We start from the raw sequence: 15373 nt of genomic DNA, 5'->3' as shown, positions 1-15373 counted from the left end.
TTGCCAATGCCCTGAATCGTCCCGCTCACTCGCTTGCAGGAGAACGGCCATGAGCACTGTGATCGACCACGGTCATGCCGACCACGCCCACGGCCCCGCCAAAGGCTTGATGCGCTGGGTGCTGACCACCAACCACAAAGACATCGGCACCATGTACCTGTGGTTCGCCTTCACCATGTTCCTGCTCGGCGGCTCGTTCGCCATGGTGATCCGCGCCGAGTTGTTCCAGCCGGGCCTTCAGATCGTGCAGCCGGCGTTCTTCAACCAGATGACCACCATGCACGGGTTGATCATGGTATTCGGCGCGGTGATGCCGGCGTTTGTTGGCCTGGCCAACTGGATGATCCCGTTGATGATCGGCGCGCCGGACATGGCCCTGCCGCGCATGAACAATTTCAGCTTCTGGCTGTTGCCGGCGGCGTTCCTGTTGCTGGTGTCCACCTTGTTCACGCCCGGCGGCGGGCCGAATTTCGGCTGGACCTTCTACGCCCCGCTCTCTACCACTTATGCGCCGGAAAGCGTGACGTTCTTTATCTTTGCCATCCACCTGATGGGCATCAGTTCGATCATGGGCGCGATCAACGTGGTCGCCACCATCCTCAACCTGCGTGCGCCGGGCATGACCCTGATGAAAATGCCGCTGTTCGTGTGGACCTGGCTGATCACCGCATTCCTGCTGATCGCGGTGATGCCGGTATTGGCGGGCTGCGTGACCATGATGCTGATGGACATTCACTTTGGCACCAGCTTCTTCAGTGCGGCCGGTGGTGGTGATCCGGTGCTGTTCCAGCACGTGTTCTGGTTCTTCGGGCATCCCGAGGTGTACATCATGATCCTGCCGGCCTTTGGCGCCGTCAGCTCGATCATCCCTACCTTCTCGCGCAAGCCGCTGTTCGGTTACACCTCGATGGTCTACGCCACCGCGAGCATCGCGTTCCTGTCGTTCATCGTGTGGGCGCACCACATGTTCGTGGTGGGCATTCCGCTGGTGGGTGAGCTGTTCTTCATGTACGCCACCCTGCTGATTGCCGTGCCCACGGGCGTAAAGGTGTTCAACTGGGTCAGCACCATGTGGCAAGGCTCACTGACGTTCGAGACGCCGATGTTGTTTGCGGTGGCCTTTGTGATCCTGTTCACCATCGGCGGCTTCTCCGGGCTGATGCTGGCGATTGCGCCGGCGGACTTCCAGTACCACGACACCTACTTTGTGGTGGCGCATTTCCATTACGTACTGGTGCCCGGCGCGATCTTCGGGATCTTCGCTTCTGCCTACTACTGGCTGCCGAAATGGACCGGCCATATGTACGACGAAACCTTGGGCAAGCTGCACTTCTGGTTGTCTTTCGTGGGCATGAACATGGCGTTCTTCCCCATGCACTTTGTGGGGCTGGCCGGTATGCCGCGCCGAGTGCCGGACTACAACCTGCAGTTCGCTGACTTCAATATGGTCTCGTCCATTGGTGCCTTCATGTTTGGCGCCACGCAGATCTTCTTCCTGTTCATTGTCATCAAGTGCATCCGTGGCGGCCCGCCTGCGCCGGCCAAGCCGTGGGATGGCGCCGAGGGCCTGGAATGGAGCGTGCCCTCACCCGCGCCGTATCACACCTTCACCACGCCGCCGGAGGTCAAATGAAGCCCTCCCTATACTCCCCCTGTGGGAGCGGGCTTGCCCGCGATGGCGGTAGGTCAGGCGCTGAATCTACCAACCCCCAGGCCCTCATCGCAGGCAAGCCAGCTCCCACAGAAAGTCCAAAGCCAGGTGGGCGCCATGGCTGACTCCGTCCCGCTCAAGCGCCTGGTCACCCGCCTGCTGATCCTGGTGCTGGCGATGTTCGCCTTTGGCTTCGCCCTGGTGCCGATCTACGACGTGATGTGCAAGGCGTTCGGCATCAACGGCAAGACCGCCGGGCAGTACGAGGGTGAGCAAATGGTTGACCCCTCGCGCCAGGTGCGGGTGCAGTTTCTGTCCACCAACGCCATCGACATGGTCTGGGAATTCCACTCCAAGGCCGATGAGATTGTGGTCAACCCCGGTGCAGTCAACGAGATGCTGTTCGTGGCCTACAACCCCACCGATAAGCCGATGACAGCCCAGGCGATACCCAGCATTTCCCCGGCCGAAGCGGCGATGTACTTCCACAAGACCGAATGCTTCTGCTTCACCCAGCAAGTGTTGCAGCCCGGTGAGCGCATTGAGATGCCCGTACGTTTCATCGTCGACCGCGCGATGCCCAAGGATGTGAAGCATTTGACCCTGGCGTACACGCTGTTCGATATCACTGCGCGCCAGCCGCCCGTGGCCGTCAGGACCGGGGGCTAGCTACTGTTTGCCCCCTCAATCAGGAGAGCGAATACATGTCGACTCATGATACGTACTACGTACCAGCGCAAAGCAAATGGCCAATAATTGCCACGATTGGCCTGCTGGTCACCGTGTATGGCCTGGCCGTGTGGTTCAACGACTTGAAGGCCGCGCGGCCCGAATCCCACGGGCCGTGGATCTTTTTCGTCGGCGGTTTGTTGCTGGCCTATATGCTGTTTGGCTGGTTTGGCGCGGTGATCAAGGAAAGTCGCGCCGGGCTGTACAGCGCGCAGATGGACCGCTCGTTCCGCTGGGGCATGACCTGGTTCATCTTTTCGGAGGTGATGTTCTTCATCGCCTTTTTTGGTGCGCTGTTCTACGTGCGTGTCTGGGCCGGGCCTTGGTTGGCGGGCGAGGGGCCCAAGGGCATTGCGCACATGCTGTGGCCGAACTTTGAGTTTGCCTGGCCCCTGCTGAACAACCCCGACCCCAAGCTCTACCCTGCGCCCAAAGGCACCATCAGCCCCTGGGGCCTGCCATTGGTGAACACCATCCTGCTGGTGAGTTCCAGCGTAACCATCACCATTGCCCACCATGCCCTGCGCAAAGGCCATCGTGGTGCGCTGAAACTCTGGCTGGCGATCACCGTGCTGCTGGGCTTGGCCTTTCTCGGGTTCCAGGCCGAGGAATACATCCACGCCTACAAAGAGTTGGGCCTTACCTTGGGTTCGGGGGTGTACGGCGCGACGTTCTTCATGCTCACGGGCTTTCACGGCGCCCACGTGACCATCGGCACCATCATTCTGTTTGTGATGCTGATGCGTATCCTGCGCGGGCATTTCAATGCCGAGCACCAGTTCGGTTTTGAGGCGGCCAGTTGGTATTGGCACTTTGTGGACGTGGTGTGGATCGGGCTGTTTTTCTTTGTCTATGTGCTCTGACGCGGCTTACCACGGCGCATGAGAGACCAATTGGCCGCTGAAAAAGCCCCAGGCGATCAAGCCCACGGTGATCACGGCCAGGGTGACACGCACGGTCAAGGCAGTGACGAGGCGGTTGGAGTTGCCCTCGTCCTTGACCAAGAAGAACAAGCCACTGAACAGGCTCACGACGGTCGCGATCAGCATCAGGGCAATGGCGGCTTTGAGCATGGTCTGGCTCCGGGCTAATTGGGGAGGGGCGATGAGATCGAGTATAGCCAGTGCCATGCAACGCTTTCGCCCGGGCATCGCGCCGACGCTGGTGGTACTGGTGTTGCTGCCGTTGATGGTGGGCCTGGGGTTTTGGCAATTGTCCCGCGGGCACGAAAAGCAACTGTTGGTAGACCGTTATGCCGAGCGCCGCGCCGCCGAGCCGGTCAGCAGTGCTCAGCTCAATGACATGGCTGATCCAGCCTTCCGTCGCGTTCACCTTCGCGGGCAACTGGATGGTGCACACAGCGTATTGCTGGATAACCGCATGCGTGACGGCAAGGCCGGTGTCGAGTTGCTGCAACCCTTTCATGACCAGGCCAGCGGCCTGTGGCTGTTGCTCAATCGCGGCTGGCTGCCCTGGCCGGACCGGCGTATCGCGCCCGCCTTTACAACCCCTGAACAGACGCTGAACCTCGACGCCTGGGTGTACGTCGCCCCCGGCGAGACCTTCCAACTGCATGCCGACCCGGCCAGCACGCAATGGCCGCGCCTGCTGACCGCGCTGCACCCTGCCGCCCTGTGGGGCGAACTGGGGCGCAGTGGCTTTGCCTATGAGCTGCGTGCCGAAGCGGGCCCCGGTACCTACGAAACCAGCTGGCCTGTGGTCGCCATGGGCCCGGAAAAACACCTGGCCTACGCTGTGCAATGGTTCGCCATGGCCATGGCGTTGCTGGCGCTTTACCTCTACCTCGGATGGCATAACAAAAAGGAGAAGCCCCATGGGAGCGGTCATGAATCCACCCAGCACATCTGACACGCCTGATCGGCGCAAGGGGCGCTGGCAGCTGATTTTGATCCTGATGATGGTGATCGGCCCGATGGTGCTGGCCACCTTCATGTACAAATTGCAGTTCTGGGTGCCGGACAGCCGCAGCTATCACGGCGAACTGATTGGCAACGGCCAGACCCGCGCCGACATCGGCGTGCAGGCCGATGAACAGCGCTGGCAACTGCTGGTCACCGCCCCCACCGCCTGTGCTGCCAATTGCCAGCAACTGGTCTACCTGGCGCGTCAGCTGCAGATCAGCCTTGGCCGTGATGCATCCCGTGCCAGCCATGCCCTGGCGGGTGCGCAACCGTTGAGCGGCGAATACGAGGCCAAGCTCAAAGCCGAATATCCACAGCTGCAGCGCTACCCGCTGGATGTGTCGACCTTTACCAGGAACGCTGCCGCGCCTGGCGATGCGCAATTGTGGATCGTCGACCCCCACGGCAATCTGGTGCTGCGCTACGACGCCAAGGTCAAGGGCAAGGACTTGCTCAACGATCTGCGCCTGCTGCTGAAACTGTCGAACATCGGATAAGGGCACCCTCATGGCCAAGCCTGGATTTCGCCTCGCGCTGTTTGCCACGTTACTGGCGTTGTTTGTCGTGCTGCTCGGTGCTTATACCCGCCTGACCCACGCCGGCCTCGGCTGTCCGGACTGGCCGGGCTGCTATGGCTTTATCAGCGTGCCGCAAAGCGAAGCCCAACTGGCTCATGCCGAGTTGCACTTTCCCGACACGCCGGTGGAGGCCGACAAAGGCTGGGCCGAGATGACCCATCGCTACTTCGCGGGCAGCCTGGGCCTGTTGATCGCGCTGCTGGCGGCGCGTTCGTGGCGTCATCGACGCGATCCGGGCCAGCCGGTGAAGCTGCCGCTGTTCCTGCTGACGGTGGTGTTCGCCCAAGCGGCGTTTGGCATGTGGACCGTGACCTTGAAGCTCTGGCCGCAAGTGGTCACAGGGCATCTTTTGGGCGGCTTTGCGACCTTGAGCCTGCTGTTTCTGCTGACCCTGCGGCTGTCCGGCGTACTACCGGCGCTGGTCGTGCCCAAGCGCCTACAATATTGGGCGACGGCGGGCCTGGTGCTGGTGATCGGGCAGATCGCCCTGGGCGGCTGGGTCAGTTCCAACTACGCCGCGGTGGCCTGTGTCGATTTGCCCACCTGCCACGGCCAATGGTGGCCGGCAGCGGACTTCGCCAATGGTTTTCACCTGACCCAGCACATCGGCCCCAATTACCTGGGGGGCCAGCTCGACAGCGAAGCGCGCACCGCCATCCACCTGACGCATCGCATCGGCGCCGTGCTGGTCACGCTGGTGCTGCTCGGTTTGGCCTGGCAACTGCGGGCAGTGGGGATGACGCGCCTGGCCGGCTTGTTGTTGATCGCCCTGGCCGCGCAGATCTGCCTGGGGGTGAGCAATGTGGCGTTCGGCCTGCCGCTGCCGGTGGCGGTCGCGCACAACGCTGGCGGGGCAACGTTGTTGATGACGCTGGTGCTGGTCAATTATCACGCGCGCACCAGCCTGGTTCGGGTGCGACACCCGCGCCTGTTTGGCTGGCGTTTTATCCCGCGCAAGCAGGTGTCAGGTCTGATCACCCTTAAAGGAGAACTGCCATGGCGACCGTGATCGGCGCACGTCGCGACCGGGCGATCTGGCGTGACTATTTGGAGCTGACCAAGCCCAAAGTGGTGGTGCTGATGCTGATCACTTCGCTGGTGGGCATGTTCCTTGCCACCCGCGCCGGTGTGCCCTGGACAGTGCTGGTGTTCGGCAACCTCGGCATTGCCCTGTGTGCCGGCGGCGCGGCGGCGGTCAATCATGTAGTGGATCGACGGATTGATGCCGTGATGGCGCGCACGCACAAGCGGCCGATGGCTGAGGGGCGTGTCTCGCCGATGGCGGCGTTAGCGTTTGCGTTGTTCCTGGCGATTGCAGGATTGGCTCTGCTATTGGCGTTTACCAACCCGCTGGCGGCCTGGCTGACCTTGGCTTCGCTGCTGGGTTATGCGGTGATCTACACCGGCTTTCTCAAGCGAGCGACGCCGCAGAATATTGTCATCGGCGGTCTGGCCGGTGCGGCGCCACCGCTGCTGGGTTGGGTGGCTGTCACTGGGCATGTGAGTGCCGAACCCTTGCTGCTGGTGCTGATCATCTTCGCCTGGACTCCGCCACACTTCTGGGCCCTGGCTATTCACCGCAAAGAGGAATACGCCAAGGCCGACATCCCGATGCTGCCGGTCACCCATGGCGAGCACTACACCAAGGTGCATATCCTGCTGTACACCTTCGCCCTGCTGGCGGTAAGCCTGATGCCCTACGTTATCCACATGAGCGGGCTGCTCTACTTGGGCTTTGCGCTGGTATTGGGGGCGCGCTTTCTGCAATGGGCCTGGGTGTTGTACCGTGGCAGCCAGCCGCACGCGGCGATCAACACGTTCAAGTACTCTATCTGGTACTTGCTGCTGCTGTTTATCGCCCTGCTCGTAGACCACTACTTATTGTTGAACCTATGACTCGAACTCAAAAAACCGTCTTCATCCTCGTGGCCCTGGTGGCGTTGATCATGGGCCTGACCGTCAACAAAGTGCTCTCGGGCAAAGGCCAGGGCGACCCCACTGCGCTGATCGACGCCGGCATCATTCTGCTGCCGCAAAGCCGCCAGTTGCCAGCGGTGACCATGACTGACCAGGAAGGTCAGCCGGTGGTGGTCAATGAGTTGAAGGACAAGTGGAGCCTGCTGTTTTTCGGTTACACCTTCTGCCCGGATATCTGCCCGACCACCCTCGCCCAGCTTCGCCAGATCAAGAGCGAACTGCCCAAAGAGGCTGTGGATAAGTTGCAGGTGATCCTGGTGAGCGTCGATCCGAACCGCGATACCCCGGCGCAGCTCAAGCAGTACCTGGGTTACTTCGACCCACAGTTCCAAGGCCTGACTGGCGCGAATGTGGAGGATGTACAGAAGGTTTCGAATGCGGTGAGCATTCCCTTCATTCCGGCGGATACCAACAAGCCGAACTACACCGTCGACCACAGCGGTAACCTCGCACTGATCGGCCCGGATGGTACCCAGCGTGGGTTTATTCGTGCGCCGTTGAACAACCAGAAGCTGGTGGCGCAGTTGCCGGGGTTGCTACAGCGCAAGTGAGCACCTGATGATCGTTCCAACGCTGAGCGTGGGAATGCAGTTAGGGGCGCTCTGCGTCCCCAAGCGTGACCCAGAGCGTCACAAGAGGCGTTCCCACGCAGAGCGTGGGAACGATCAGATCAGGAGAGATCAGAACGCTGGCTTGATCGCGCCTTTGTACTTCTCTTCGATGAATTTCTTCACTTCAGGCGTGTGCAAGGCTGCAACCAGCTTCTTCACCGCGTCTGCATCCTTGTTGTCTTCGCGGGTCACCAGGATGTTCACGTAAGGCGAGTCGTTGCCTTCGATCACCAGGGCATCCTTGGATGGGTCCAGCTTGGCTTCCAGGGCGTAGTTGGTGTTGATCAGCGCCAGATCGACCTGGGTCAGCACGCGCGGCAAGGTAGCGGCTTCCAGTTCACGGAATTTCAGGTTTTTATCGTTGCCGGTGATGTCCTTGATGGTCGACAGGATGTTGGTCGGGTCCTTCAGGGTGATCAGGCCGTTCTTGGCCAGCAGCAACAGCGCACGGCCGCCGTTGGTGGCGTCGTTCGGGATCACCACGTTGGCGCCGCTTGGCAGGTCTTCGAGCTTCTTGTACTTGCTGGAGTAAGCGCCCAGGGGTTCCAGGTGCACGGCGCCGACGCTCACCAGGTGAGTGCCTTTGGCCTTGTTGAATTCATCCAGGTACGGCTGGTGCTGGAAGAAGTTGGCATCCAGGCGCTTTTCAGCCACCTGTACGTTCGGCTGCACGTAGTCGGTGAAGACTTTGACGTTCAGGTCCACGCCTTCTTTGGCCAGGGCAGGCTTCACGAATTCGAGGATTTCGGCGTGAGGCACCGGCGAAGCAGCGACCGTAATGGTCTCGGCGTGGGCGGAAAACGCAGCCACGGCGGCGAAGGCAACCAGTAGTTTTTTCATCCAGCAAGCTCCTTGTTCGGGCATCTGCCGGCTGCGCGCCGGCAATGGCCGTTATTTACGAGAAAAGTGCACCACCAGCCGGTCGCCGACGGTTTGCAGAATTTGCACCAGAATCAACAGCATCACCACAGTGACCACCATCACATCGGTCTGGAAGCGCTGGTAGCCAAAACGGATTGCCAGGTCGCCCAGGCCGCCAGCACCGACCACGCCAGCCATCGCGGTGTAGGAAACCAGTGTAATAGCCGTCACCGTAATCGCCGCGAAGATGCCAGGGCGGGCCTCGGGCAATAGGGCATTGGTGATGATCTGGCGGGTGGTGGCGCCCATGGCCTGGGTGGCTTCGATGATGCCACGGTCCACTTCGCGCAGTGCGGTTTCCACCAGGCGCGCAAAGAATGGCGTAGCGCCGACGACCAACGGTGGGATCGCACCGGCAACACCCAGCGACGTGCCGGTGATCAGTACCGTGAACGGAATCATCACGATCAACAGAATGATGAACGGCAGCGAGCGCAAGATATTCACGATCAGCGACAACAGCGCGTACAGGCCTTTTTGTTCGAACAGCTGGCGCGGGCTGGTCAGGAACAACAGCACGCCCAGAGGCAGGCCCAGCAGCACGGTGAAGAACAGCGAGCCGAACAGCATGGTCATAGTGTCGCCGGTGGCGAGCCAGATTTCAGACCAGTCGATATTGGCGAAGAAACTCAGGAACACGTCCATCAGCGCAGCACCTCCATGTGAACGTCTGCGGCGGTGAAGCGTGCAAACGCAGCTTCCATGTCACCGCCGGTGACGGCGAGGGTCAGTTGCCCGTAAGGGATGTCTTTGATGCGGTCGATACGACCGGCAAGAATGCTGTAGTCCACACCGGTTTCCCGTGCGACGGTACCCAACAGTGGCGCGTAGGTCGCGTCCCCTTGGAACGTCAGGCGCACGATACGGCCTGGCACATGGGCAAAGTCGTCGCGCTGCTCGCCTTCGTCCACCTGTTCGGCTTCTTGTACGAAGCGCTTGGTGGTCGGGTGCTTGGGGTGCAGGAACACGTCGGCCACCGAGCCTTGCTCGACGATCACCCCGGCGTCCATGACGGCGACCTGGTCGCATACGCGGCGGATCACGTCCATTTCATGGGTGATCAACACGATGGTCAGGTTCAACTCGCGGTTGATCTCGGCCAGCAGTTGCAGGACCGACGCCGTGGTTTGCGGGTCGAGGGCGCTGGTGGCTTCGTCACAAAGCAGGATTTTTGGCTTGGTCGCCAGGGCTCGGGCGATGCCGACGCGCTGTTTCTGGCCGCCGGACAACTGCGCCGGGTACTTCTTGGCGTGGTCCGACAAGCCGACGCGGGCGAGCAGCTCAGCCACACGTTGGTCGATTTCCTTGCGCGACAGTTCACCGGCGAGCGTCAGCGGCAGCGCGACGTTGTCGGCCACGGTCTTGGACGCCAGCAAGTTGAAGTGCTGGAAGATCATCCCGACCTGCTGACGGAAGCGGCGCAGGCCGTTGGCATCCAGGGCGGTGACTTCTTCACCGTCGACCGTGATCTGCCCGCCGCTGGGTTCTTCCAGGCGGTTGATCAGGCGCAGCAGTGTGCTTTTACCCGCACCCGAGTGGCCAATCAGGCCGAACACCTGGCCGTTGGCGACGCGCAGGCTGGTGGGGTGCAGGGCGGGGATATCCTTACCGGCGACGCGGTAGGTTTTATGGACGTTTTGAAACTCGATCACGTAGCGAACCTTGTGGGGCGCATTGAAAAGGGATCAGCGGTTAGCCGGGCGCGCATTTTAGCCTGTCCGTATAGCGTTTCTTAGCATTTATTTCGTATTCATCCAGTCATTTGGCAATAACGCGATCAAAGGTCATAAAAAAGGAACGGTGCAAAACCGCGTCAGTCACTACTTAAGCAACTCGATTTCCCAGGTGCCGTGCCTGGGGTTTTGCTCAAACGAGCCGGGGACCGCTCTGGCCACTTTGAATAAGGAGTTTTGACTGATGAGTACCAAGAAGCCAGCCACCCCGCCGAAGAGTGAACTCGCGGGCACTGATACCCTGGACCGTGGCAACACCAACGCCAAGCTGCAGGCGTTGGAAGAATTCCGTTCCGATGCAACCGGCCAGGCCCTGCGCACCAACCAGGGCGTGAAAATTTCCGATAACCAGAACAGCCTGAAAGTCGGCGCTCGCGGCCCGTCGCTGCTGGAAGACTTCATCATGCGTGAAAAGATCACGCACTTCGACCATGAACGCATCCCTGAGCGCATCGTGCATGCCCGTGGTACGGGGGCCCATGGCTATTTCCAGAGTTACGGCGACCATTCGGCGCTGACCAAGGCAGGTTTCCTGCGCACGCCTGAGCATAAAACCCCGGTGTTCGCGCGTTTTTCCACGGTGCAGGGCCCGCGTGGCTCCGGCGACACCGTGCGTGACGTTCGCGGTTTTGCCGTGAAGTTCTTCACCGACGAAGGCAACTTCGACCTGGTGGGCAACAACATGCCGGTGTTCTTCATCCAGGATGCGATCAAATTTCCTGACTTCGTCCACGCGGTGAAACCCGAGCCTCATAACGAGATTCCTACCGGCGGTTCGGCCCACGATACGTTCTGGGACTTTGTTTCGCTGCAACCGGAATCCGCGCACATGGTGATCTGGGCCATGTCCGACCGCGCCATTCCAAAAAGCCTGCGCGCCATGCAGGGCTTTGGGGTACACACCTTCCGTTTGATCAATACCGAAGGTAAGTCCAGCTTCGTGAAGTTCCACTGGCGTCCAAAAGTCGGCACCTGCTCGCTGGTATGGGATGAGGCGCAAAAGCTGGCCGGTAAAGATACGGACTACCACCGTCGTGACCTGTGGGAAGCGATTGAAAGCGGCGATTACCCCGAGTGGGAGCTGGGCGTACAGATCGTGGCCGAAGAAGACGAGCACACGTTTGATTTCGACTTGCTCGACCCGACCAAGATCATTCCAGAAGAACTGGTACCGATCACGCCGCTGGGCAAAATGGTGCTCAACCGTAACCCGGACAACTTCTTCGCTGAAGTCGAGCAGGTTGCGTTCTGCCCGGGCCACATCGTGCCGGGCATCGACTTCACCAACGACCCATTGCTGCAGGGCCGTCTGTTTTCCTACACCGATACCCAGATCAGCCGACTGGGCGGGCCGAACTTTCATGAGATTCCAATCAACCGGCCTGTCGTGCCTTTCCATAACGGCCAGCGCGACGCTCAGCATCGCACCGTGATTGATAAGGGTCGTGCGTCCTACGAGCCAAACTCTATTGATGGTGGTTGGCCGAAAGAAACCCCTGCTGGTCCTACCGATGGTGGCTTTGAGTCCTACTACGAGCGCGTCGATGCCAACAAAGTACGTGAGCGCAGCGAATCCTTCGGTGACCATTTCTCCCAGGCGACGCTGTTCTACAACAGCATGAGCCACCACGAGAAAGAGCACATTATCGCGGCCTACAGTTTTGAGCTGGGCAAGGTGGAGCGCGAGTTCATCCGTGCGCGCCAGGTCAACGAGATCCTGGCCAATATCGACCTGGAGCTGGCCAAGCGCGTTGCGCAAAACCTCGGCTTGCCGGCGCCGACCAAGGGCACCGTGCCTGCCCGTGAAACGTCGTTGAAAGAATCGCCAGCCTTGAGCCAGGTGAATTTGCTGTCGGGCGATATCAAAACGCGCAAAGTGGCGATTCTGGCAGCCAACGGCGTTGATGGTGCGGCCATTGACGCGTTAAAAGCCGCGCTTGAAGCTGAAGGCGCCCATGCCAAGTTGCTGGGGCCTACTTCGGCGCCGGTAACCACCGCGCAGGGCAAGACGCTGCCGGTCGACGCCTCGATGGAAGGCATGCCGTCCATTGCCTTCGACGCAGTGTTTATCCCGGGTGGCAAAGAGTCCGTGAAGGCGCTGAGCGGTGATGGCGTGGCGTTGCATTACGTACTGGAAGCCTACAAACACCTGAAGGCGATTGCGGTAGCCAGCGATGTGAAGCCGTTGCTGGACCTGCTGAAACTGGAGGAGGATGCGGGGTTGATCGTGGGCGCGGATGCCAAGGCGTTCAAGGCCTTCTTTGCGGCCATTGCCCAGCATCGAGTGTGGGAGCGTGAGCCGAAATCCAAGGCGATTCCGGCTTAACTTATCGGTTGTTTGTTAGATCGTCATCGTAGGCAAGCCAGCTCTCACACTGTTCAAATGTGGGAGCTGGCTTGCCTGCGATGCTTTTAGTCCGCCTTGCGCGGAATCAGCACAACCTGCGCCGGAATATGTTTCAGGATTTGCCGGTGAATCTTCAGGTCATACCCCGAATCAATCCGCTTGACCCGCTTGGTCAGTAACGTGGCCAGCCACGGGTAATCCTGGGTGCGTGGCACCTGGATGCTGACGTCGCACTGGTAATTCACCACATCGGTGGCGATGGCGTCCAACTGATGGCGCATGTCTTCAACATCCGCAAGGTTCAGCGCCACGGTGGTGCTCGGCGCTGCCGGGTCGATGACCTTGGCGGCAGGCTTGGCCTCAGCGGCTTTCAACGCAGCTTCTGCCTGGTCCAATTCGGCTTTGCGCGCATGGCTGATGGCGCTGTTGACGCCACCGGTCAGCGCAGGGGCCTTGGGCATCAAAGCGCGGGCGCGGCTCAGGGCCGTGGCGGCAGCGTTGACGTCGCCTTTTTGCAGCACGATCTGGCTGCGTTGCAGGTAGGCTTCGGCCAATTGACGCTGGTAGGCCTCAAGTGCCGGGTCATTGGGCGATTGGGCCTGCAATGCAGCCAGCTGGTCTTCGGCGGTGGCCAATTCGCTGCTGGCCAGGTTTTGTTCCAGCTGCGCGATGGCCGCAGCCCGCGGATCCGGAGCCTGGGGGGCAGCGGGCGGCGTACTTTGGCAGGCGCCCAGCAGCAGTGAAAATGCGGCAAGGAGCAGATAACGGGAGGTGAACGGCTTCATTCCTGCGACTCTCTATTTGCGCAAAAAGCGAGCAAGTCTACACCCCTCGACGGGGCAGGACAAAACTCAGCAGAAACAGGGCGGCCGCCGTAACCACAATCGACGGCCCGGCCGGTGTGTCCTTGAACCAGGACAGCGCCAGGCCACCACACACTGCAAGCATCCCCAGGAGGCTGGCGCCAATCGCCATCTGCTCCGGAGAGCGAGCGTGGCGCTGGGCGGCGGCGGCTGGAATGATCAGCAGCGACGTGATCAACAATACGCCGACAATCTTCATCGCGACAGCAATCACCACGGCGATGAGTAGCATCAAGGCCATACGCAGGCCTGCGACGGGCAAGCCTTCTACCTTGGCCAGTTCTTCATGCACGGTGATCGCCAGCAACGGGCGCCACAGGGCCACCAGCAACGCCAGCACCGCAGCGCTGCCGCCGAGGATCCAGGCCAGGTCGGTCGGGCTGATCGCCAGCAGGTCGCCGAACAGGTAGGCCATCAGGTCGATGCGCACTTCATGCATGAAGCTCAGCACCACCAGGCCCAGAGACAAGGTACTGGGCGCAAGGATGCCCAGCAGTGTGTCGGAGGCCAGTGGCTGGCGTTGCTGCAGGGTCACCAGCAGCACGGCTAGCAGCAGGCAGCCGACGGTCACGGCGATGGCCGGGCTTACATCCAGCAGAAAGCCCATGGCCACGCCCAGCAAGGCAGCATGGGATAAGGTGTCGCCGAAATAGGCCATGCGTCGCCACACCACGAACGAGCCCAATGGGCCCGCCACCAGTGCCAAAGCCAAGCCTGCCAGCAGGGCGTAGAGCAGAAAATCAGCCATGCTTGCAGCTATCTCCATGAACGTGGGGGGTATCGACGACGGCGCCATGCAGGTCATGGGCGTGGTCATGGTGGTGATGGTAGATCGCCAGGCTCTGGGCGTTCTTGCCGAACAGCTCCACGAACGCCGGGTCGCCACTGACCTGTTCCGGGTGGCCGGAGCAGCACACGTGGCGGTTGAGGCAGACCACTTGGTCGGTGGTGCTCATGACCAGGTGCAAGTCGTGGGAGACCATCAGTACGCCGCAACCATGGCGGTCGCGCAGGCGGGTGATCAGGCTGTACAGCTCGGCCTGGCCGGCGACATCGACACCTTGCACGGGTTCATCGAGTACCAGCAGCTCGGGCTCGCGCAGCAGGGCGCGGGCCAGCAGCACGCGCTGCATTTCGCCACCGGAGATGCTTTGCACCGGGTTGTCGATGACGTGTTCGGCGCCGACTTCCTTAAGCGCAGCCTGGGCGCGGGCGCGGTCTACGCCAGGCACCAGGCGCAGGAAGCGCAATACGGAGAGCGGCAATGTCGGGTCCACATGCAGCTTTTGCGGCATATAGCCCACGCGCAGCTTGGGCTTGCGCCAAACCGTGCCGCTGTGGGGCTTGAGCAGCCCGAGTACGGCGCGCACCAAGGTGGTCTTGCCAGCGCCGTTGGGGCCGATCAAGGTGACGATTTGCCCCGGTTCCACGCTCAGTGCGATGTTCTCCAGCACGTTTTGCCCGGCGAACGTGACCCCGACCTGCTCCAGGCGGATTAACGCATTGCTCATCAAACCCCCTGGCAGCCTGCGCACAGGCCGACCACTTCGACCGTTTGCCCTTCGACCTTGAAGCCGACGTCGGCAGAGCTTTTGATAATGGCGTCGCTGATGCTTTTTTGTTCAAGCTCAATGGCGGCGTGGCACTCGCGGCAGATCAAGAACTGGCCCTGATGCGCGTGCTCCGGGTGGTTGCAACCGACGAAGGCGTTAAGCGAGGCGATACGGTGCACCAGGCCGTTTTCCAGCAGGAAATCCAACGCACGGTAAACGGTGGGCGGCGCGGCGCGGCGGCCGTCCTGCTCGCTGAGGACGCCCAGAATGTCGTACGCGCCCAAAGGCTTGTGGCTCTGCCACACCAGCTCCAGCACCCGGCGACGCAAGGCAGTCAGGCGCAAGCCTTTCTTTGCGCACAGGGTGTCGGCCTCTGACAATGCGGTGTGCACGCAGTGAGAGTGGTCGTGGGGACGGCTGGCAAGCGGTGTTTTAGGCATGAGCGGCGACAGATATTTGATAGAGACGTTATTATGTTACCCGTTCCT

17 protein-coding genes are annotated in these 15373 nt (G+C 60.9%); 9 read left to right on the top strand and 8 right to left on the bottom strand.

All coding sequences use genetic code 11. From position 1 onward, the window contains the following. The first annotated feature begins 49 nt into the window (after window positions 1–49). The 3 genes from ctaD to BMH52_RS07900 all read left to right on the top strand — a co-directional run bounded on the left by ctaD (window position 50) and on the right by BMH52_RS07900 (window position 3243). Complete coding sequence (gene ctaD / locus BMH52_RS07910; protein ID WP_003187339.1) at window positions 50–1633, top strand: cytochrome c oxidase subunit I; 1584 nt, start codon at window positions 50–52, stop codon at window positions 1631–1633. Window positions 1634–1768: 135 nt separating this feature from the next. Then, window positions 1769–2320, top strand: a complete 552-nt coding sequence (locus BMH52_RS07905; RefSeq protein ID WP_003187340.1) for a cytochrome c oxidase assembly protein — start codon at window positions 1769–1771, stop codon at window positions 2318–2320. A gap of 35 nt (window positions 2321–2355) precedes the next feature. Beyond that, window positions 2356–3243, top strand: coding sequence for a cytochrome c oxidase subunit 3 (locus tag BMH52_RS07900; RefSeq protein ID WP_003187344.1), 888 nt, complete (start codon window positions 2356–2358; stop codon window positions 3241–3243). A gap of 6 nt (window positions 3244–3249) precedes the next feature. On the opposite strand, the gene BMH52_RS07895 is transcribed toward BMH52_RS07900, so the two are convergent. After that, window positions 3250–3453: a twin transmembrane helix small protein gene (locus tag BMH52_RS07895; protein WP_003187345.1), complete on the bottom strand. Its 204-nt coding sequence runs from the start codon at window positions 3451–3453 to the stop codon at window positions 3250–3252. 31 nt (window positions 3454–3484) lie between these two features. Between BMH52_RS07895 and BMH52_RS07890 the strand changes: the two genes are divergently transcribed. The 5 genes from BMH52_RS07890 to BMH52_RS07870 are packed head-to-tail and all read left to right on the top strand — an operon-like array spanning window position 3485 to window position 7408. Then, window positions 3485–4249, top strand: a complete 765-nt coding sequence (locus BMH52_RS07890) for an SURF1 family protein (protein ID WP_032872186.1) — start codon at window positions 3485–3487, stop codon at window positions 4247–4249. Further along, window positions 4215–4799 carry a hypothetical protein gene (locus BMH52_RS07885; protein ID WP_014716327.1) on the top strand — a complete coding sequence of 195 codons (585 nt, stop codon included), beginning with the start codon at window positions 4215–4217 and terminating at the stop codon, window positions 4797–4799. The genes BMH52_RS07890 and BMH52_RS07885 overlap by 35 nt, the downstream gene beginning before the upstream one ends. 10 nt (window positions 4800–4809) lie before the next feature. Then, window positions 4810–5889, top strand: coding sequence for a heme A synthase (locus tag BMH52_RS07880; protein ID WP_014716328.1), 1080 nt, complete (start codon window positions 4810–4812; stop codon window positions 5887–5889). Then, entirely contained in the window at window positions 5877–6776 is a 900-nt protein-coding gene (gene cyoE / locus BMH52_RS07875) for a heme o synthase (RefSeq protein ID WP_072435319.1), read from the top strand. Before BMH52_RS07880 ends, cyoE begins: the two co-directional genes overlap by 13 nt. Further along, a complete protein-coding gene (locus tag BMH52_RS07870) occupies window positions 6773–7408 on the top strand; it encodes an SCO family protein (protein ID WP_072435320.1) in 636 nt (211 codons plus the stop codon). Before cyoE ends, BMH52_RS07870 begins: the two co-directional genes overlap by 4 nt. Before the next feature lie 129 nt (window positions 7409–7537). On the opposite strand, the gene BMH52_RS07865 is transcribed toward BMH52_RS07870, so the two are convergent. The 3 genes from BMH52_RS07865 to BMH52_RS07855 are packed head-to-tail and all read right to left on the bottom strand — an operon-like array spanning window position 7538 to window position 10041. After that, window positions 7538–8308: a MetQ/NlpA family ABC transporter substrate-binding protein gene (locus tag BMH52_RS07865; RefSeq protein WP_073843326.1), complete on the bottom strand. Its 771-nt coding sequence runs from the start codon at window positions 8306–8308 to the stop codon at window positions 7538–7540. Between the two features lie 51 nt (window positions 8309–8359). Then, complete coding sequence (locus BMH52_RS07860) at window positions 8360–9034, bottom strand: methionine ABC transporter permease (protein WP_003187354.1); 675 nt, start codon at window positions 9032–9034, stop codon at window positions 8360–8362. Continuing rightward, window positions 9034–10041 carry a methionine ABC transporter ATP-binding protein gene (locus BMH52_RS07855; protein WP_014716332.1) on the bottom strand — a complete coding sequence of 336 codons (1008 nt, stop codon included), beginning with the start codon at window positions 10039–10041 and terminating at the stop codon, window positions 9034–9036. Before BMH52_RS07855 ends, BMH52_RS07860 begins: the two co-directional genes overlap by 1 nt. 265 nt (window positions 10042–10306) lie before the next feature. Here BMH52_RS07855 and katE point away from each other — a divergent pair, with 265 nt between their 5' ends. Further along, entirely contained in the window at window positions 10307–12448 is a 2142-nt protein-coding gene (gene katE / locus BMH52_RS07850; protein WP_038448367.1) for a catalase HPII, read from the top strand. Window positions 12449–12534: 86 nt separating this feature from the next. Here katE and BMH52_RS07845 read toward each other — a convergent pair whose 3' ends face one another. From BMH52_RS07845 to zur, 4 genes are read right to left on the bottom strand one after another with little or no spacing between them, the layout of a single operon-like run. After that, on the bottom strand, window positions 12535–13254 hold the full coding sequence (locus BMH52_RS07845) for a PA5502 family lipoprotein (RefSeq protein ID WP_014716334.1): 720 nt from the start codon (window positions 13252–13254) through the stop codon (window positions 12535–12537). Between the two features lie 37 nt (window positions 13255–13291). After that, window positions 13292–14080, bottom strand: coding sequence for a zinc ABC transporter permease subunit ZnuB (znuB, locus tag BMH52_RS07840; RefSeq protein ID WP_014716335.1), 789 nt, complete (start codon window positions 14078–14080; stop codon window positions 13292–13294). Then, window positions 14073–14843 (bottom strand): zinc ABC transporter ATP-binding protein ZnuC, encoded by a 771-nt coding sequence (znuC, locus tag BMH52_RS07835; RefSeq protein ID WP_003187361.1) that lies wholly within the window; start codon window positions 14841–14843, stop codon window positions 14073–14075. Before znuC ends, znuB begins: the two co-directional genes overlap by 8 nt. Beyond that, a complete protein-coding gene (gene zur, locus BMH52_RS07830; protein ID WP_014716336.1) occupies window positions 14843–15325 on the bottom strand; it encodes a zinc uptake transcriptional repressor Zur in 483 nt (160 codons plus the stop codon). The genes znuC and zur overlap by 1 nt, the downstream gene beginning before the upstream one ends. Window positions 15326–15373 lie beyond the last annotated feature (48 nt).

This window comes from Pseudomonas sp. BTN1 (assembly GCF_001907715.1).
In the GTDB taxonomy this organism is placed as follows: Bacteria; Pseudomonadota; Gammaproteobacteria; order Pseudomonadales; family Pseudomonadaceae; genus Aquipseudomonas; species Aquipseudomonas paracarnis.
This window is presented reverse-complemented; position numbering and strand designations above follow the sequence as displayed.